This window comes from Neptunitalea chrysea (assembly GCF_027924145.1).
In the GTDB taxonomy this organism is placed as follows: Bacteria; Bacteroidota; Bacteroidia; order Flavobacteriales; family Flavobacteriaceae; genus Neptunitalea; species Neptunitalea chrysea.
In genome coordinates this window covers 1-17,424 of sequence record NZ_BRVP01000004.1, presented here as the reverse complement: position 1 = coordinate 17,424, position 17,424 = coordinate 1, and the positions used below count along the sequence as shown (strand labels likewise).

21 protein-coding genes are annotated in these 17,424 nt (G+C 33.0%); 5 read left to right on the top strand and 16 right to left on the bottom strand.

Translation table 11 applies throughout. The annotated features are described in order from the left end of the window. Positions 1 to 120: 120 nt before the first annotated feature. From NBRC110019_RS03255 to NBRC110019_RS03195, 13 genes are all read right to left on the bottom strand, one after another. A complete protein-coding gene (locus NBRC110019_RS03255) occupies positions 121 to 873 on the bottom strand; it encodes a hypothetical protein (protein ID WP_281752331.1) in 753 nt (250 codons plus the stop codon). Between the two features lie 271 nt (positions 874 to 1,144). Further along, positions 1,145 to 1,924 carry a LytR/AlgR family response regulator transcription factor gene (locus tag NBRC110019_RS03250; protein WP_281752329.1) on the bottom strand — a complete coding sequence of 260 codons (780 nt, stop codon included), beginning with the start codon at positions 1,922 to 1,924 and terminating at the stop codon, positions 1,145 to 1,147. Positions 1,925 to 1,927: 3 nt separating this feature from the next. Next, the gene (locus tag NBRC110019_RS03245; protein WP_281752327.1) at positions 1,928 to 2,947 is read right to left on the bottom strand and encodes a sensor histidine kinase; all 1,020 of its coding nucleotides are present in this window, start codon (positions 2,945 to 2,947) and stop codon (positions 1,928 to 1,930) included. An 86-nt stretch (positions 2,948 to 3,033) separates the two neighbouring features. Next, positions 3,034 to 3,759, bottom strand: coding sequence for a hypothetical protein (locus tag NBRC110019_RS03240; protein ID WP_281752325.1), 726 nt, complete (start codon positions 3,757 to 3,759; stop codon positions 3,034 to 3,036). Positions 3,760 to 3,783: 24 nt separating this feature from the next. Continuing rightward, positions 3,784 to 4,212 (bottom strand): DUF6515 family protein, encoded by a 429-nt coding sequence (locus NBRC110019_RS03235; RefSeq protein WP_281752323.1) that lies wholly within the window; start codon positions 4,210 to 4,212, stop codon positions 3,784 to 3,786. Further along, positions 4,205 to 4,561: a DUF4890 domain-containing protein gene (locus tag NBRC110019_RS03230; RefSeq protein WP_281752322.1), complete on the bottom strand. Its 357-nt coding sequence runs from the start codon at positions 4,559 to 4,561 to the stop codon at positions 4,205 to 4,207. Before NBRC110019_RS03230 ends, NBRC110019_RS03235 begins: the two co-directional genes overlap by 8 nt. A 191-nt stretch (positions 4,562 to 4,752) precedes the next feature. Continuing rightward, positions 4,753 to 5,592 carry a universal stress protein gene (locus tag NBRC110019_RS03225; protein ID WP_281752320.1) on the bottom strand — a complete coding sequence of 280 codons (840 nt, stop codon included), beginning with the start codon at positions 5,590 to 5,592 and terminating at the stop codon, positions 4,753 to 4,755. 173 nt (positions 5,593 to 5,765) lie between these two features. Next, positions 5,766 to 6,806 carry an ACR3 family arsenite efflux transporter gene (gene arsB, locus NBRC110019_RS03220; protein WP_281752318.1) on the bottom strand — a complete coding sequence of 347 codons (1,041 nt, stop codon included), beginning with the start codon at positions 6,804 to 6,806 and terminating at the stop codon, positions 5,766 to 5,768. After that, on the bottom strand, positions 6,803 to 7,423 hold the full coding sequence (locus NBRC110019_RS03215) for an arsenate-mycothiol transferase ArsC (RefSeq protein WP_281752316.1): 621 nt from the start codon (positions 7,421 to 7,423) through the stop codon (positions 6,803 to 6,805). The genes arsB and NBRC110019_RS03215 overlap by 4 nt, the downstream gene beginning before the upstream one ends. Before the next feature lie 17 nt (positions 7,424 to 7,440). Then, complete coding sequence (locus NBRC110019_RS03210; RefSeq protein WP_281752314.1) at positions 7,441 to 8,328, bottom strand: arsenite methyltransferase; 888 nt, start codon at positions 8,326 to 8,328, stop codon at positions 7,441 to 7,443. A gap of 47 nt (positions 8,329 to 8,375) precedes the next feature. Then, positions 8,376 to 8,708 carry an ArsR/SmtB family transcription factor gene (locus NBRC110019_RS03205; RefSeq protein WP_281752312.1) on the bottom strand — a complete coding sequence of 111 codons (333 nt, stop codon included), beginning with the start codon at positions 8,706 to 8,708 and terminating at the stop codon, positions 8,376 to 8,378. Between the two features lie 354 nt (positions 8,709 to 9,062). Then, positions 9,063 to 9,791 carry an esterase family protein gene (locus tag NBRC110019_RS03200; protein ID WP_281752310.1) on the bottom strand — a complete coding sequence of 243 codons (729 nt, stop codon included), beginning with the start codon at positions 9,789 to 9,791 and terminating at the stop codon, positions 9,063 to 9,065. 5 nt (positions 9,792 to 9,796) lie between these two features. Further along, a complete protein-coding gene (locus tag NBRC110019_RS03195) occupies positions 9,797 to 10,432 on the bottom strand; it encodes a GDSL-type esterase/lipase family protein (RefSeq protein WP_281752308.1) in 636 nt (211 codons plus the stop codon). 279 nt (positions 10,433 to 10,711) lie between these two features. On the opposite strand from NBRC110019_RS03195, the gene NBRC110019_RS03190 reads away from it, so the two are divergent. From NBRC110019_RS03190 to NBRC110019_RS16880, 5 genes are all read left to right on the top strand, one after another. Then, positions 10,712 to 11,326, top strand: coding sequence for a tRNA (guanine-N1)-methyltransferase (locus tag NBRC110019_RS03190; protein WP_281752306.1), 615 nt, complete (start codon positions 10,712 to 10,714; stop codon positions 11,324 to 11,326). Between the two features lie 57 nt (positions 11,327 to 11,383). Continuing rightward, the gene (locus NBRC110019_RS03185) at positions 11,384 to 11,992 is read left to right on the top strand and encodes a trimeric intracellular cation channel family protein (protein ID WP_281752304.1); all 609 of its coding nucleotides are present in this window, start codon (positions 11,384 to 11,386) and stop codon (positions 11,990 to 11,992) included. Positions 11,993 to 12,097: 105 nt separating this feature from the next. Further along, complete coding sequence (locus NBRC110019_RS03180; protein ID WP_281752302.1) at positions 12,098 to 12,238, top strand: hypothetical protein; 141 nt, start codon at positions 12,098 to 12,100, stop codon at positions 12,236 to 12,238. Beyond that, positions 12,219 to 12,416 (top strand): hypothetical protein, encoded by a 198-nt coding sequence (locus NBRC110019_RS03175; RefSeq protein WP_281752300.1) that lies wholly within the window; start codon positions 12,219 to 12,221, stop codon positions 12,414 to 12,416. The genes NBRC110019_RS03180 and NBRC110019_RS03175 overlap by 20 nt, the downstream gene beginning before the upstream one ends. Positions 12,417 to 12,440: 24 nt before the next feature. After that, positions 12,441 to 12,896, top strand: a complete 456-nt coding sequence (locus tag NBRC110019_RS16880) for a T9SS type A sorting domain-containing protein (RefSeq protein ID WP_373876992.1) — start codon at positions 12,441 to 12,443, stop codon at positions 12,894 to 12,896. 68 nt (positions 12,897 to 12,964) lie between these two features. Here the strand turns inward: NBRC110019_RS16880 and NBRC110019_RS03170 are convergent, their stop codons facing one another. From NBRC110019_RS03170 to NBRC110019_RS03160, 3 genes are all read right to left on the bottom strand, one after another. Beyond that, entirely contained in the window at positions 12,965 to 13,966 is a 1,002-nt protein-coding gene (locus NBRC110019_RS03170; protein ID WP_281752298.1) for a glycoside hydrolase family 43 protein, read from the bottom strand. Between the two features lie 487 nt (positions 13,967 to 14,453). After that, positions 14,454 to 16,682 carry a catalase/peroxidase HPI gene (gene katG, locus NBRC110019_RS03165; RefSeq protein ID WP_281752295.1) on the bottom strand — a complete coding sequence of 743 codons (2,229 nt, stop codon included), beginning with the start codon at positions 16,680 to 16,682 and terminating at the stop codon, positions 14,454 to 14,456. A gap of 448 nt (positions 16,683 to 17,130) precedes the next feature. Continuing rightward, positions 17,131 to 17,385 carry a hypothetical protein gene (locus NBRC110019_RS03160; RefSeq protein WP_281752293.1) on the bottom strand — a complete coding sequence of 85 codons (255 nt, stop codon included), beginning with the start codon at positions 17,383 to 17,385 and terminating at the stop codon, positions 17,131 to 17,133. Positions 17,386 to 17,424 lie beyond the last annotated feature (39 nt).

Genomic DNA, 17,424 nt, shown 5'->3' with positions numbered 1-17,424 from the left:
TGCTAAAATAGCCCTTTACACAAATGTAAAAGGCTATCTTTTTAATATTCACTTTAATTTAATTAACTACAACGTAATAATTTACGATATAATTTTTACTAAAGTCATTTTAACAAGCTATTACCACGAAAAAGTATAGGTACTTCCACTACTCATAGTCAACAAAGCTTCATTGTTTCCTAAAAACTCAATAGTTCCACTATAAGTAGCACTACTCGCTCCATTAAACACCCCGCTAAAATTAACCTCTGCAGTACCAGATACAATTTCCATAGTCGCTTTATCGTAAGTTAAATTAACTATAGTAAAAGAAATGTCACTACTTAACGTATACCCATTGCCTAATGTAAAAACCTGTGTACCATCATTATCTACGTTAGAATTTACTACATAGGCATCTGATAATAATTCTATACCGCTTACCTTAATATTTCCGTCAGACTCGTCATCAGAACTCATTCGTGTAGAGGTATACTCTCTTGTAGAAGCAAATCCCATTTCCAATGTTTCAGGTATCCCAAAACCTGTACAGCTCAACATCCAGTTCCAGCTAGCTGTAACATAGTAATTAACACCACCTTGCGTACCCGATAAAGTAGCATCATCTGCGTAAACAACACCACACGATATTCCCGGTTCATCCATTCCTTTAGATGCTTCTTCTATTGTAGATGCTTTTTCTACCGCTTCATCGGTTTTCGTAACTGCTCCACCACTCTCTGGAGACATTGCATTCATAATGGCTTCGGCTGCCGCCTCTTCTTGTTCTGCAGATGTTCCTGATCCTTCATCATTATCTGAACATGATGCAAGCATCCCTACTGCTAATAACATTATTAAAAAATAATTTTTACCCTGTCTGACTCTTTTCATTTTTTGAATTTTTATAAGTTATGTTTTTCTGATACTCCAAAGGTGTTTATTTTCAGATAGGGTTGGCTACATAAAATAGGTTAAACTGAGTTTATTGGGGGTGAAATTTCTTTAGATAAGGGTGAATCATTTACAGATAAACTTACTTTTGGCTTTGTTTTACTACACGGTATCTTTATAAATAGCCATCAATTACAATAGGTGCCAATAAAAAAACGCTACATATTAAAAGATTCCCATATCACAAGCCCCCATTAAAACAAATGTATGGTTAACTATCTAACCAGCTTTTGAAAACACTTGCCTTAGCCTTACTTATAATCATTTGTTCATCTGCTTTCGGAGTTACTTTTACCAATAACCTTCCATTAAAATAGAAGTCTATAACTTCAATAGCATCTTTGTTTACAATAAATTGTCTGTTTGCTCTAAAAAAAATATCAGGATTTAATAAGGAACCCAAATGCTCTAATGTATCTTCTATAAAATACTGTTTACCATCTACAGTACACGCCTTGGTAATTTCATTTTTACTGTAAAACCATGCGATAGAACTGGCTGCTATAGGAATTAATTTATTTTGATAATGAACCAAGAAGGTTTTCTTAAAATGTTCTTTTTGCTGAATGGTATTTAAAACCGTTCTCAAGATATCTTGAGGAGGGGTCTCAGGAGCTTCCCCTGAACTGGTAATAAGCTTATATTTATCTAATGCTTGCTCTAAATCATCACGTTCGTACGGTTTTAATACATATGCAATACCATACGTATTAAACGCCTTAAGTGCATACTCTTCGTAAGCGGTTGCAAAAATTATAGGTTTGGTTACAGTTATCTTTTCTAAAATATCAAAGGAAATTCCATCTCCTAACCTAATATCCATAAAAAGTAAATCTATGATATCTAAATGTTGTGGTAGCCATTCTACCGATTCTTTAACAGAACCTAATACTTTCACTATATTTATAGTATCATCTATTTCATTAATAAGGTACTGCAAATTCCGAGCATTTGCCGGTTCGTCTTCTATAATAACTACATTTAATTCCATAATTTACACTAATTCTAATGGTAAAGCTACTTTAAAAAATTCGTCTCCCTCAACTATTGTAATTTCTTCCTTATATAATAATCGGTAACGTTCTGCCAAGTTGGCAAGTCCATTACCCGTGCTATTCTCAATAATGTTATTTTTTTGCAGGTTATTCTCAACTACAACACAATCGTCTTCAACATAAATAATTACCACTAATGGTGAACTTTCAGAGGCATGGTTATGTTTAATAGCATTTTCTAATAAAGGCTGTAAACTTATTACGGGCAGTGTGTATTTTAAATATCCAAAAGGTATCTCTATACTAATTTTAAGGCTATTCTCTAATCTAATTTCTTGTAATTGAGCATAGGCTTTTAAAACTTTTAGTTCTTCTTCTAATGTGGTAGAAAATACATTTTGTGTATTCAATGAATATCTAAAAACCTTAGAAAGATTAGCAATAAACAATTGTGCTTTATTAGTGTCTTCTCTTACCAAGGCAGATAAATTACTCAACGAATTGAATAAAAAATGAGGGTTAATTTGTCCTTTTAAGTTATTTATTTCAGCATTTAAATAGGCCTCCTGTAATTTTTTGTTTTCCTTTTCTTTCATCTCATTTGCTTCTAAGAGTATTAGAAAACGAACTAAAATAATCATTGATAAGGTTGAAAACCCAAAACGTAGTAAGTTACCTCCAAAGGATACCAGAAGTAGTTTAACGTTATCAAAAATTAACTCCTGTATTTTAAATAAAATTAAGGTGCATACTACCGTTATAACAATATTACCTACCCATAAAAATAGGTTTTTTCTTCTCTTATCTTTAGTTTTAAGAATCTTCAGATTTATAAAACCTATCAGTAAACAAAATAGAATATTAGTAAATGACTGAAACACAAGTTCGGGAAGATTAAATACCCAAAAACTAATCAATTTCTTGTGAGGCACTAAAACCAATAGTTTATGTATGTTCAATACAGTTCCTAACAAAATAGAAACATATATTATAATCTTATTTTCTAATCTGCTTATCATAACTCGTCACTCAAAAAACTACTTTAAAATAAGGCTCCATTATAACTTAATGGAGCCTTAACCACCAACTATAAAAGTAACTATTCCTAGTTGCTCAAACTAATATTATTCAAATATATTATAAAGCTTTCCCCGTTATCATAGGTTACCTTAGCTTCATTTTCACTCAAAAATTCAATACTCCCGCTATAGGTATACACCAATCCGGGCGCATTATAAACCTGTTCTAGTACAAAGTTTGCCTCTCCTGCATAAATTTTATTAGACGATTTAGATACTGATAGATTTTCAAAATCGATATCTAATATAAATGTGTATCGTAGATCATCATCGTATAAAGCTTTCCATTCACCACTTCTATCATAATCTCCTAAGTAATACTCACTATCAGAGCTAACATCTAATCCTGTTACTTGAAAGTTTAGTGAAATATCATGTTCAAAATCATAATTATAAGCACCCAAATTCTGTGTAGCTTCTAAATCGTAAGTAACATACGCCTCAGGATTACAATAATTGGTATATTCCTCGGTATACATATAATCATAGGTTACACTACCCCAAAGATTTGTATCAGAAAAACTATCAGAATTGTTTATGCTTTGTTCACAGGTGTTGGTTTGTATCTCTTCACTTGCCTGCCTTAGGTTAGCCACAAAACCATACGATCCGTATGCTATAGACTCTGCTAAAATTTCTTCGGCATCTTCATAAGCATATACATATCTTACTATCACAACATCGTCGTCGTCTTGACAAGATGACAAAATGCCTAACATTAAAACCAAGATGGCTACTAGTACTTTTCTCAAAATTTTCATTGTTATTTTTAAAATTTAAAGTTTAACTACAGTATATTTCTTAACACCGTCTATCTTAACTACTTTATAGTATACTCCTGCTGCTACATAATACACCTCATCATCTATTACAGTTTGTTTAGCATTCTCGGGTAATGTATCTCTCATCATACCAGATGGTGCTTCTACAACTTTATAAGTTTCTGTATTTTGTACCTGAACATAGTATACACCAGATGCATAATAATAAGGGATTCCTGCATAATAAATAACCCTATGCGGAGGCAACACTCTTACTACCACCGCCGGAACTACAACCGGTGGGGGTAATCTTCTTGGTACTGGACGCACCCACGGACGGTAATAAACCGGTTTTACAGGACGTCTTACCACAACTACTTGACTATGCACTTCCGAAGTACAGAAAAACAAGCCTAGTACCAATAGTAGCAACAATCTATTCATTTCGTGATTTGAATTTATCTTTCATAGATTGTTTTAATTCTTTCTGAAGTTCTAGATATTCATCATATTGCTCTTCAGATAAAACTTCCTTCACTTCTTCATTTTTTTCTTTTTGAAGCGATTTTAAGGTTTTAAACTTACTCATACGAGAAGCCTCAGATTCTTTAACCTCATCAATTTTATCGAAATATTTAAGCTGAATTTCCTCAAACTTTTCTTTTTGCTCATCCGATAACTCTAAGGCAGCAAACTTCTGTTTTACCTCTTCTTTGAAAGCTTCCTTATCTGTACTTTGTCCAAATGCTACTACTCCCAGTAACAACATTACTACTACTAATAATTTCCTCATAACTATTGTTTTTTAATTTCTAGAACAATAATAGTTATAAGTACAAAGCAACTTTGAGTACAACAAGGTGAAGCAGAAAATTTTAAGGTTGAAATAACATATTCACAGACTCATATAGTGTCTGTATTGTGGTATAGAAAGGCATAAACCTATAATAAATAAGAAGTATTATAGGTTTATGCTCTAATAAATTAGGCAGGTACTTCTGTATAATTCTCACTAGGGAGTACTAAAAACGGAAAAGTTGTATGGTATCCTATTTTATTAATTTCAGATCCAAAAAACAATCTTTCAAAAAATGTGTGTTTGTTTTTAATCATAACTAGTAAATCAACTGGATTCATGGTATCATATTTAAAAATGGCTCTTTGTACACTTTCATCTTCAATCTCATCAAATACAACATTAATATCTGCCATAGCATCCTTAAAAGCCCTTTTAGATTGCTGTTGTTTTTCATTAAGTGGCAAGTAGTCTATATTTACATGTAATACATTTAAATTGGAATTATTCCCTCTTGCTACTTTTTGCAATATATCTAACTGATATTTTTCAAAGTCTTTATTAAAGTCAGTAGCAAAAACAATGTTTTTAGGATTCTTATATTTAAATCCCTCTGGCACCGCTAATAATGGACACTCCGATACTTTTATAGCACTCACTGTATAACTACCAAAAAGCACTTCCTGAGCTCCGGTAGCTCCCTGAGTACCCATCACTATTAAATCGATCTCTTCTGTCTTTACAGTAGACTTAATCTGTTCGTTTAATAAATTTACAGTAGCGATTTTTTTAAAGGTATGTTTCTCATTATTATACTTAGATTGCATCTTATGCTCTAATTGATCTAGTTCCTTAAAAGCACGTTCTTTATAAATATCATAAATACTACTATGTAAAATATTATCTGTATCGTAAATGGTATTCAACAAATAAAAAATACATTCTTCATCTTTATATAATTCCACAGCATACTCGAGAGCATTTAGCGAATTTTCGGAAAAATCGGTAGGTATTAACAGCTTTCTCATAACAACATTATTTATACTTAAATTTAACGAATTTTCACATATTTAAATAATATGAAGCGTTAATTTTTCATGTACTCTTTCATTTTTTTATATAAAAAAAAGCCCTTATTAAAAGGGCTTTCTTCTGGGGACTATATGGGCATATCATCTTTTTTAAATAGATAATAATAAGTTTAACTTTTAAAATATTTTTTACGGAACCAGAAAGATACTCGTACTAATAAAATTAAGGCAGGTACTTCTACTAAAGGACCTATTACACCTGCAAAGGCTTGCCCAGAATTTAAACCAAAAACAGCAATAGCAACAGCAATAGCTAACTCAAAATTGTTACCTGTAGCAGTAAAAGCAACCGAAGCTGTTTTATCATAGCTTCCTCCTAATGCCTTGGTTACGAAAAAGCCAATAACAAACATTAAAGCAAAATAAATTAATAAAGGAAGTGCTATTATAAGTACATCTAAAGGTATTTCTACTATTAATTCTCCTTTTAAGGAAAACATTACTACTATAGTAAACAGCAGTGCTATTAATGTTAAGGGTGCAATGGTAGGAATAAATTTATTCATATACCATGTTTCACCTTTTAAAGCAACACCGATAAATCTAGTGGCGATACCTAAAGCAAAAGGAATTCCTAAATAGATAGCTACACTCTTAGCTATTGTAGCAATAGATATGTCTACCAATGCTCCATCAAAACCAAAAATCGGAGGTAGTACTGTTATAAAAATCCACGCATAAAAGCTATATGCAAATACCTGAAAAATACTGTTTAGTGCTACTAATCCTGCTCCGTATTCGCTACTTCCTTCTGCAAGATCATTCCATACCAAAACCATAGCAATACACCTAGCCAAACCTATAAGAATTAAACCAATCATATATTCTGGATAATCTCTTAAAAAAATAATAGCTAAGAGAAACATTAGAATCGGACCTATAATCCAGTTTAACAATAAGGACACCGATAGTATCTTTACATTTTTAAATACCTTGGGTAAAAGTTTATAATCTACCTTAGCCAAAGGTGGGTACATCATTAAAATAAGTCCTATAGCCAAAGGTATATTGGTAGTTCCATCGCCTAATGCATTTATTTTTTCGGGTACCAATGGCAAAAAATAACCAAGTCCTACCCCTACTAACATAGCTAGAAAAATCCATAAGGTTAAATTTCTATCTAAAAAACTAAGCTTTACTTTTTTACTCATTTGCTTTTAACTTCTGAAAATACATAGAATAACTCACTTGCTATTTGAATACTACGTTCCATATACTTATGAGCTTTTAAAGGTGATTCGTCAAACTGCTTTGGGTCTTCGTACGTAACGGGTACACGCCTTTCAGATCCGGGTACAAAAGGACATCCCGCATCTGCACTAGAGCATGTCATAATAGCCACAAAACCAGAATCTGGATTAAAAGGACTATCAAATGTTTTTGAAAAACCAATAACAGGATGCTCAATAGCACTATACTTTATAGCATACACCGGATTATTACCTTCTGAAAGTGTTTCTATTTTAAAACCACTAGCTGCCAAAGTTTTAATAACTTCGGGATATACAGCCGTTGCTTCTGTTCCTCCAGAATAACAATACAGATTCTCTATATTAAAATAATGTGCCAAAGCTTGCGCCCAAACTTGCGACAGTACACTACGTCTTGAGTTATGGGTACATATAAAATTAATTCGCACAGCCTCTTTAGCTTTTACTTTAGTTTCTATAAACTCTATTAAAGGTTGTAAGGTTTTCTTTCGCTCTTCAGAAACTCCTTCTAAAGAAAGTGATTTTACAAAATCGAAAATTTTGGGATATAATGCCATCTACTGTTTTTTTTATCTTAACAACAACCAGTTGAAGGATCGCAACATGAGGTTGTTTGTAAATCTTCTAGTTTAACTTTTTTCTTTTCTAAGGTTTGTCCAGGTTTTTCAGCATATACGGTAATGCTAAAAATTCCGGTAGTACCATTATTAAAATCAGTAATCTCCTTTTCAGAAAGATACTTTTCTAAAATATCATCAGGTATGGTAATGGTTTTTTCTTTCTGCAATGAAATCTCACTAAAACCAGCGTCCTCAATAGCTTTTAAGTAATCAACTTTCTGAATAGCTCCCGCTACACATCCTGCATACATTTCAGCATCTTTATGTAAAGCATCAGGTAGCTCTCCTACCAAAACAATATCAGAAATACTAAAATGACCTCCCGGTTTTAATACCCTAAAAATTTCGTTTATTACCTTTTGCTTGTTAGGCACTAAATTCAATACGCAGTTACTAACTACTACGTCTGCAACATTATTGTTTACAGGCATATCATCAATATCTCCTTCTCTAAACTCTACGTTGTTAAATCCTAACTTTTCAGCATTTATTCGAGCCTTGTTTATCATAGCAAGGGTAAAATCAATTCCAATTACTTTACCTTCAACTCCTGTTTCATGTCTAGCTACAAAACAGTCATTTCCAGCTCCAGAACCTAAATCAATTACAGTATCTCCCTTTTTAATTTTTGCAAAATGAGTTGGCAATCCGCATCCTAAACCTAAGTCGGCATCTTCAATATAGCCTCCAGTTTCCGAATAATCATCCATCATAATGTTATACACCTTATTAGAAGGTGTTGTTGCACCACAACAAGAAGCCGCATTTTCTGCTTTTCCTTGTTCAGCAATGCGAGCATAACGCTCTTTTACCACTTGTTTTAATTCTTGTTCATTCTTCATAACAAAATCTATTTATTGTGATATTACGATTAATTAATTCAAATTTCTTAACAACATTTCTTTTTTGGTGCAGCATCTAAATCTAAAAATTGATGCATCACTGTTTTCATGGTATTCCAATTCTCCATATTTACACAATAACAAACACTAGTGCCTTCTACATTACCTTGTATGATTCCTAAGTTCTTCAACTCTTTTAAATGTTGAGAAATTGTTGGTTGTGCTAAACCAATAACATCTACAAGATCACCACAAACACATTCGCTTATGCTAAACAAATACTGTAAAATAGCTACCCGTGCAGGATTCCCTAACACTTTAGCATAAAGCGCTATTCTGTTTTGTTCCTCTGTAAAAATCTCTGTTTTAGATACTCCCATTAATTCTATTAATTGTTATATTGCAATATTACGATAAATATATATCATACAAAAAAAATTGCCTCTTATTTTTCTTAAACTTTACTGCTTTGAAATTATAAAAAACATCATTTTACAATGGTTTTAAGGCTCAAAATCAACTAAAAGCAAAAAAAATTGCTCTTAACGCTATAATTGATTGTTTAGATAGACATGACGGAGCAGTTACCTTTATTAGAACATGAACTATTTACCTTTACATACAAGTGTAGTTAAGGCGTATTGACCAAAGATTAAAATCAGGTTAAGGAATTACTATTTAATTTTTTAGATATATTATATACTTTTTAAACTTTCGTTACACAAAATATAATCTTATACATATAACGGTAGCATTTGACGCCAATACCGTGCACTATGTGCCAACCCATTCCACTCATAAAAGTTATGAGTAACGTGCTTTTCTTTTAACTTTCTACTAAATTCACGGTTATTCTGAAGAAACGGATCTTCCTTTCCTATGGTAAAAGTAATATTTAGTCTTCTTATTTGCTCCAGTTGTTCGCCTTCCGGCATATTTGCCATATAATGACTAGGCATATGAAAATAAACATCTTCATTATAAAAACCATCTAGCAAATTCCCAAAATACCCTACCTGCATGGCAATATCAAATCTGCCACTTAAAGCTACTATTTTAGAAAACCATTTAGGGTGTCGTAAAGCGATATTCATAGCATGATAAGCTCCCATGCTACAACCAACAGACATTAAATAATTAGTAGGATTTAGTTTATAACTAAAAGGCATTACTTCTCTAAGCACGTAGTTTTCGAACTGTAAATGCCTCGCTACCTTTCCCGCAGGATGTGTCCAAGAATTGTAAAAACTTTCGCTATCTACACTATCAAGGCAATAAACTTGAATCCAGCCATTACTAATCATATGTTCTACCGACTGTATTACACGCCAGTTTTCATAATCATAAAAACGTGCCATTCGCGTTGGAAAAAACAACACCCTTGCCCCTGCATGACCATAAATAAGTAACTCCATATCTCTTTGTAAATTAGGACTAAACCATTTATGGTACGCTCGTTTCATAGCATTTAAATTTTGGGTGTTTTATCTATAGGAAAGGATTCTGAAATAAACCTATTTAGAAATTGCTCTTTTACTGCTGTTCTCCATATATCATATCCCACTTCCGTCATATGTAAACCATCGCTCTCAAAAAGCTCTCCACTTACCTTATTAATAGCATACATTTCGGTATACACATCAATCATTTGGCAATTCGGATATCTATCTGTAATTTCTTCTCCAATAATTTTATTGGTATAATCAATTGAATTAAGTAAGTACTCTCTATTAAAACTCGGTTTTACAGATATAAAACCAACTGGTATATCTCCACAGAACTCCTTTATCAATCCCATTATTTCTTTAAAAAAAATAAACACTTCTTCTGGGTGTCTTCCATCTCCTAAATCGTTATCACCTCCATAAAACACAATTATGTCTGGTTTGTATTGCGGAACAAGTCGTTTAAAAAACCAACAACAAGCCGCTAGTGTAGACCCTCCGAATCCTTGATTAATAATATCGAGTTCAGAAAAATCTTCTTCAAGATTTGGCCATAACCTTATGGATGAACTGCCGTAAAATAAAACTCTTAACTTTTCTCCTTTTGGTAAAACTTCTTTGCGCTCTAGTCTTTCTACTTCTTCATGGTACCAAAACATATCCTTCTATTGTCATTATTTTGTACTGCAAAAATATGAAAAAACAGATTATCATACAGTTACAGCTAATTTGATTACTATTATTTAACTCAAAATATCAGGTTTAATCTTCATCCATCAATTTATTAACCTCCTCTTGATAATAAAGTTTAACACAAATACGTTGCTCAAATATAGTATACCAAAAATGGTTTATATATTTTTACAACTGATTCCTACTATTAATTTATTGCTAACTAAAAAATTAATTTTAAATTTCGAATAACATTCCAAGACATTATGAAAACATTTCGCTTACACTTTCTATTATTCCTTTTTACCTGTATTACACTAACTGTTTCTGCTCAAAATGATGCTACTGAAAAAGAAGAACCTTCCTTAGAAAGTGGAACACTAGAAAGTCAATTTAATTATGTTTTCAAAAAGTCATATAAGTATAAAAGTAACAAAGTGATTAAAATAGAATGGTTTGAGGCACTTAAAAAGCACACCTTAGACTCTTTAAAATCAGTTCGTAAAGATTTAATTACTTCTAATGAAAATGTTACTAGTCAAGAAGCAGAAATTACTACTCTAAAATCAAAACTAGCAGATACTAAAATTACTTTAGACGAAACGCGTTCTGAAAAAGACAGTATGTTATTATTTGGCATGCAAATGTCTAAAACAGGTTACAATATGGTACTTTGGGGAACTATAATAGCGTTAATGGTAGCCTTATTATTGTTTATATACAAGTTTAAAAACAGCCATTTGGTAACTAAAGAAGCGCAAGACCGACTATCTGAATTACAAGAAGAATATGACAACCACAGACGATTAGCTCTTGAACGCGAACAAAAGGTACGTAGACAACTACAAGATGAATTAAACAAGCGTAAACACGGTAATTAATCTAAATTTTAATATATAACCTTTTATATTTCGAATTTATCGAAATACAGAATCTATATGCTATTAACTATTATTGATTTTCTTGCTGTTATTTCCTTTACCATATCCGGAGTTCTTGTAGCACTTAAAACGAAGCTCGATGCATTTGGTATTCTTATTATTGGTTTTATTACAGCTACCGGAGGTGGTACCATCAGAGATTTGCTATTAGGGGTTCGACCCGTATTTTGGTTAATTGACACCTCTATTGTGTATACCATTATTTGCACTACAATACTGGCTATCGTTTTTAGAAAATACTTAAAAATTCTAAACAAATCACTCTTCCTGTTCGATACTCTTGGATTAGCTCTATACACTATTTCTGGGATAGAAAAAAGTCTTATAATTAATTCAAATCCGGTTATTTGTATTGCTATCGGAATTATTACTGCATGTTTTGGTGGTGTACTAAGAGATATTCTTTGCCAAAGGATACCCGTTATTTTTAGAAAAGAAATTTATGCCACCACCTGTATGCTTGGGGGTATTACCTATTTTGGGTTACATCAAATATCACCTCAAAATTCTCTTGTTATTAATAGTCTTTCAATATTAGTAATAATTATCATTAGAATATTAGCTGTTAAATACAAACTAAAGCTACCTTATTTATATAAATCATAAAAAAACACAGAGAAATACTGTTAATTAAATTCAGAAACAACTTTTATCTTGTTAAAAAACATATAAACTTGTTAATCATTCAACATTTATATGTTTTTTAACAAAATGAGTCATTTCTATTCAAAAATTCAGTGGCAACTATTATTATTGTTGCTACCTTCTTTAGCAGTATCTCAAATTAATGAGAATTTCGACAACGGAGTAATTCCAACTACCTGGACAGTTATTGACGGGGGGGTCAACTAGTAGTTATAATGCATGGTATCAAATTGCAGCTAGTGGCGTTAATGATACTGGCGTTAATGATACTGGTGTTATGAGATCTTGGACCTCTTACGGATCTACCAATGATGACTATCTAATTACACCAGCTTTCAATGTTGTTTCGGGAAGTACAGATGCCATTAGTTTTGATGCAACCTGAGCATTTGGAACGTTAGATCTAGAAATTTTAATATCTACTGGTATTGGAAATACATCTGCAAATGATTTTACATTTTTACAAACCGTAAATTTCACATTAGATGACTACGAAACGTTTGTAGTTAATATACCAACTAATTATCTTGGGCAAGATGTTCATATTGCGTTTAGAGTAAATGGTACAGCTAGTGATACTTCGGTAAACATAAGAGTTGACAACGTTGCTACTGTTGATGCCACTTTAGGTTTAAATAACATAAATGTTAGCAATACAGAAATATATCCTAATCCTATAAAAAATATTCTAAATATTAAAGCAGAAGATATTATTGCTGCTGATATCTATAATGTACTTGGGCAAAAACAAGATGTAACTTTTTCTAATAATCAAATTGATATGGCGGCTCTAGAAAAAGGTGTTTACCTTCTTAAGGTACAAACATTAAAAGGTAGTTCTACAACTAAATTAATTAAAGAATAATCCATTTGGGAATGCTATCCTAAACAACAGTACCAGTATATTTTCTATTGTTTAGGATAGTGACCCAATTAATCTTTATGTTTTTGCATAAAATCTGGGAAACCACTAGGCAACCACTTTACCTCACGGGCACGCGTAGCTCTGTTAACATCATTCAATTCAGGCCCTTCAATCTCTTTATAATCTCGGGCATGATAAATCATAATAGTAGCCTTTCCATCTTCCGATACAGTAAAACTATTGTGTCCTGGTCCATATCTTTTAAAGTCTTCTTCCGAAGTGAATACCGGTCCTGGTGACTTATTCCAGTTTGCCTCATCTAATAAATTAGCGTTCTCATCTATCCAAAGTAATCCTAAACAATAATTTTTGTTTGTAGCACTGGCAGAATACGTTACAAAAATCTTCCCCTCATGTTTTATAACAGCAGGGCCTTCATTTACATTATACTTTACTCGCTCCCAATCAAACTCAGGACGTGTAATTACAATTTCAGAACCTGTTAAGGTTGTTGGGGTTTTCATTTCACTCATTTTCAACGCAGTTCCTTGCATTCCTTCTAAATTCTGTGCCCATATAAGATATCTTTTTCCATTATGTTCAAAAGTCGTAGCATCCAAAGAAAACGAGTCGTAATCAGTTTTTATTTGCCCTTCTTCTTTCCAAATAGCATTCATAGGATCCTTATTATCCGATGACAAAACCCACATTCTAATTTTCCAGATATCATCCACATCCCCTGCCGCAAAATAAATGTACCATTTCCCATTTATTCTATGTAGCTCAGGAGCCCAAATATGACTCCCCATAACTCCATTATCATGCTTCTTCCAAATTACTTTTTCTTTTGCTCCTTTTAGCTCATTAATTCTCTTTGCCTTTCTAAGTACTATCTTATTATATTCAGGTACGGTAGCTATGAGGTAATAAAAACCATCTTCCGATTTATATACCCATGGATCTGCTCTTTTTTCAGCTATCGGATTATCAAACTCATACGTTTGCGCTACACTATCATTTAAAAATATGATAGTTAATAAAATAAGGACTAAAGTTTTAAAATAATTCATTTGTTGTAGTTTCTAAACAGTACAAATTTAAGAGATTAAATGAGTTCAAAAAAAATGCAGAAATAAAAAGTGTTATTTATACATTTAATTTTATAATACTATCACTTAGTATACCCAACAATTTTAAAATAGTTATAAATATCTTTAGAACACCTGGTAATTTATAACTAATGTAAAAACCTATCAATTACTAACCGATAAAGACATTACCTTATATGAAGGCTTATTACAGCAGCATACCTTAATTTCTTTATTATTCCGAGAAGATGTTCAGCTACTTGAAGATTTAAGTGTTAACTAGTTATTTTTTTGAAACTGAAAGGAGAAGAGAAATTTATTACTTAGGAAAACAACTAGGGTAATTACCTTAATTCTCCACTTTACAAGATATATTTAGAACAATATTAGGTATATTTAACCTCGATTATAACGTAAAAAAGGGTTCTCATTTTAAGAACCCCCTTAAACTTAAAAGTATACAACAAAATTAACCCAGATCAAACCGATCTAGATTCATTACTTTATTCCATGCTGCTACAAAATCAGCAACAAATTTTTCTCCTGCATCAAAAGTACCATATACCTCAGCCAAGGCTCTTAGCTCAGCATTCGATCCGAAAATTAAATCGGCTCTGGTAGCTCTCCATCTAGGTTCTCCTGTTTTTCTATCTGTTCCTTCAAAAAATTCGTTGCTATCATCTACAGGTTTCCATTGTGTATTCATATCCAATAAATTCACAAAGAAATCATTTGACAATGTATCTACCTTATCGGTAAAAACACCATAATCTAATCCGTTGTAATTGGTATTAAGCATTCGCATACCACCTAACAATACGGTCATTTCTGGCGCTGTTAAGCTTAACAACTGTGCTTTATCGAGTAACAATTTCTCTGTTTTTACATCAAACTTGGTTCTTCTGTAGTTTCTAAACCCATCTGCTATAGGTTCTAAATAACCAAATCCTTCAACATCAGTTTGTTCAGCAGAGGCATCCATTCTACCCAGTGTAAACGGAACAGTTATTTCGTACCCCGCATTTTTCACCGCTTTTTCAACAGCTGCGCATCCAGCTAACACAATCATATCTGCCAGTGATATTTTTTTGTTGCCTAACTGTTCTGCATTAAAGGCATTTTGAATACCTTCTAAAACACCTAACACTTTGGTCAATTGTTCTGGTTTGTTAACTTCCCAATCTTTTTGGGGTGCTAAACGTATTCTGGCACCATTAGCACCACCTCTTTTATCTGAGCCTCTAAATGTAGAGGCCGAAGACCAAGCAGTATACACCAATTCAACTATTGCCACATCAGTAGCTAATATTTTTTCTTTAAGCGCTTCTACATCAGCTTCGGTTACCAATTCATGATTTACTGCAGGTATGGGATCTTGCCATAGTAATTCTTCTTCCGGTACTTCTGGTCCTAAATAACGAGACAAAGGTCCCATATCTCTATGAGTCAACTTAAACCATGCTCTGGCAAAAGCATCGGCAAATTCATCTGGATTTTCATAAAAACGTCTGGATATTTTTTCATACTCGGGATCCATTTTTAACGATAAATCGGTCGTTAACATGGTTGGTAAATGTTTGGTATGCGGATCGAAAGCATCGGGTATGGAAGGCTCTGCATTCTTAGCAACCCACTGTTTTGCTCCAGCTGGACTCTTAGTTAGCTCCCACTCATATTTAAATAAGTTATCAAAAAAATGATTGCTCCACATAATAGGCGTTTGCGTCCAGGTAACTTCTGGTCCGCCTGTAATCGCATGCGTCCCAGCTCCAGTTCCAAAGGAATTTTTCCATCCAAACCCTTGCTCCTCAATGGGTGCTGCTTCCGGTTCTGGCCCTACATACTCAGCTGGATTGGCTGCTCCATGGGTTTTCCCAAAAGAGTGACCACCGGCAATCAATGCTACCGTTTCCTCATCGTTCATAGCCATACGCTTAAAGGTCTCTCTAATATCATTTGCCGCAGAAATCGGATCTCCATTTCCGTTAGGCCCTTCCGGGTCTACATAAATAAGTCCCATTACTACAGCCCCCAACGGATCTTCTAAATCTCTTTTACCTGAATATCGTTTATCCTCTAACCATTTGGTTTCAGAACCCCAATACACATCGGTTTGCGGTTCCCAAGTATCTGCACGACCTCCACCAAAACCAAAAGTCTTAAAGCCCATGGTTTCTAACGCCACGTTCCCAGTTAATATCATTAAATCGGCCCACGAAATTTTATTCCCATACTTCTGTTTGATAGGCCACAACAACCTTCTTGCTTTATCTAAGCTGGCATTATCAGGCCAACTATTTAAAGGTGCATACCGTTGTTGCCCGCCTCCGGCACCACCACGCCCGTCACCTACTCTATAGGTACCGGCACCGTGCCATGCCATTCGTACAAATAACCCTCCATAGTGACCAAAATCGGCTGGCCACCAATCTTGAGAGTCGGTCATTAAATTTTCTAAATCTTTTTTTAACGCCGCAAAATCTAAACATTTAAATGCCGCTGCATAATCAAAATCTGATCCCATAGGATTTGATTTGGGTGAATTCTGGCGTAAAATTTCCACACGAAGATGATCCGGCCACCAATCTAAATTTCCGGTACCACCACCTGCGGTATGTTTTGGAGCTCTACCCGAGAATGGGCATTTACTAGAATCGTTTACTTCGAAACTTCTCCCTCTAGAGGTTTCTTTTTCCATTATACTACTTGTTAGAATTTAATAAATGATAATGCTACGACAAAGGGGGAGTTTCTTTTTGAAATATAGCATATTGATTTACTGCAATTTAACTAATAGCAAATAGAATAGCAAAAATTACAACGTTGTAATACGTTAAATTCTTGTTATTATATTATATCCATACAGGTTACAACAGGGTGTTATTACTGGTAACTTTTAACACATTAGGCTTATGCTTTTAATAATAAAAAATTAAATGTGAGAAAAAACTCAAAAAAAATAATTCTTGTATAAGAATCATTAACTAATTTATATACCACGGACTTCCTCCATATTAGGACAGATCTTCCTAATGTATATTCATAAAGCGCTATGATATTTAAACTATTTTCTCCATGTGATAACAATATTCACCGTTACTAACGATAAAGTCTATTAACCTAGTATGAATTTATACCTAAGAACACTACAAATTGAATTGTAAACTAAACAAAATTTGTGAAGGTCTAATTATAAAACTATTCTGAATACTATAAAAATCACTATTTATATAGCGTATATAACTTTTGGTATTAAGTACATTGTTCCATTCTAGCTTAGCATCTATATGATATTTACTGAAGGTAAATTGATATCCCAGATTCAAAAAATAATTATTCTCCTTTACAGATGCCACTCTGTTTTGAAAATGATCTACATCTACATTTGTAGGCTTACCCAAAATCAGACATTACTAAATTCGACAAATTTTTATTCATAT

What these genes read in the sequence shown, in the direction of transcription:
- NBRC110019_RS03170 (WP_281752298.1), bottom strand. Translation starts at nt 13,966, where the DNA reads ATGAATTATTTTAAAACTTTAGTCCTTATTTTATTAACTATCATATTT.
- NBRC110019_RS03190 (WP_281752306.1), top strand. Translation starts at nt 10,712, where the DNA reads ATGAAAACATTTCGCTTACACTTTCTATTATTCCTTTTTACCTGTATT.
- NBRC110019_RS03245 (WP_281752327.1), bottom strand. Translation starts at nt 2,947, where the DNA reads ATGATAAGCAGATTAGAAAATAAGATTATAATATATGTTTCTATTTTG.
- NBRC110019_RS03195 (WP_281752308.1), bottom strand. Translation starts at nt 10,432, where the DNA reads ATGTTTTGGTACCATGAAGAAGTAGAAAGACTAGAGCGCAAAGAAGTT.
- NBRC110019_RS03205 (WP_281752312.1), bottom strand. Translation starts at nt 8,708, where the DNA reads ATGGGAGTATCTAAAACAGAGATTTTTACAGAGGAACAAAACAGAATA.
- NBRC110019_RS03235 (WP_281752323.1), bottom strand. Translation starts at nt 4,212, where the DNA reads ATGAATAGATTGTTGCTACTATTGGTACTAGGCTTGTTTTTCTGTACT.
- arsB (WP_281752318.1), bottom strand. Translation starts at nt 6,806, where the DNA reads ATGAGTAAAAAAGTAAAGCTTAGTTTTTTAGATAGAAATTTAACCTTA.
- NBRC110019_RS03230 (WP_281752322.1), bottom strand. Translation starts at nt 4,561, where the DNA reads ATGAGGAAATTATTAGTAGTAGTAATGTTGTTACTGGGAGTAGTAGCA.
- NBRC110019_RS03215 (WP_281752316.1), bottom strand. Translation starts at nt 7,423, where the DNA reads ATGGCATTATATCCCAAAATTTTCGATTTTGTAAAATCACTTTCTTTA.
- NBRC110019_RS03180 (WP_281752302.1), top strand. Translation starts at nt 12,098, where the DNA reads ATGAGTCATTTCTATTCAAAAATTCAGTGGCAACTATTATTATTGTTG.
- NBRC110019_RS03225 (WP_281752320.1), bottom strand. Translation starts at nt 5,592, where the DNA reads ATGAGAAAGCTGTTAATACCTACCGATTTTTCCGAAAATTCGCTAAAT.
- NBRC110019_RS03250 (WP_281752329.1), bottom strand. Translation starts at nt 1,924, where the DNA reads ATGGAATTAAATGTAGTTATTATAGAAGACGAACCGGCAAATGCTCGG.
- NBRC110019_RS03185 (WP_281752304.1), top strand. Translation starts at nt 11,384, where the DNA reads ATGCTATTAACTATTATTGATTTTCTTGCTGTTATTTCCTTTACCATA.
- NBRC110019_RS03200 (WP_281752310.1), bottom strand. Translation starts at nt 9,791, where the DNA reads ATGAAACGAGCGTACCATAAATGGTTTAGTCCTAATTTACAAAGAGAT.
- katG (WP_281752295.1), bottom strand. Translation starts at nt 16,682, where the DNA reads ATGGAAAAAGAAACCTCTAGAGGGAGAAGTTTCGAAGTAAACGATTCT.
- NBRC110019_RS03255 (WP_281752331.1), bottom strand. Translation starts at nt 873, where the DNA reads ATGAAAAGAGTCAGACAGGGTAAAAATTATTTTTTAATAATGTTATTA.
- NBRC110019_RS03210 (WP_281752314.1), bottom strand. Translation starts at nt 8,328, where the DNA reads ATGAAGAATGAACAAGAATTAAAACAAGTGGTAAAAGAGCGTTATGCT.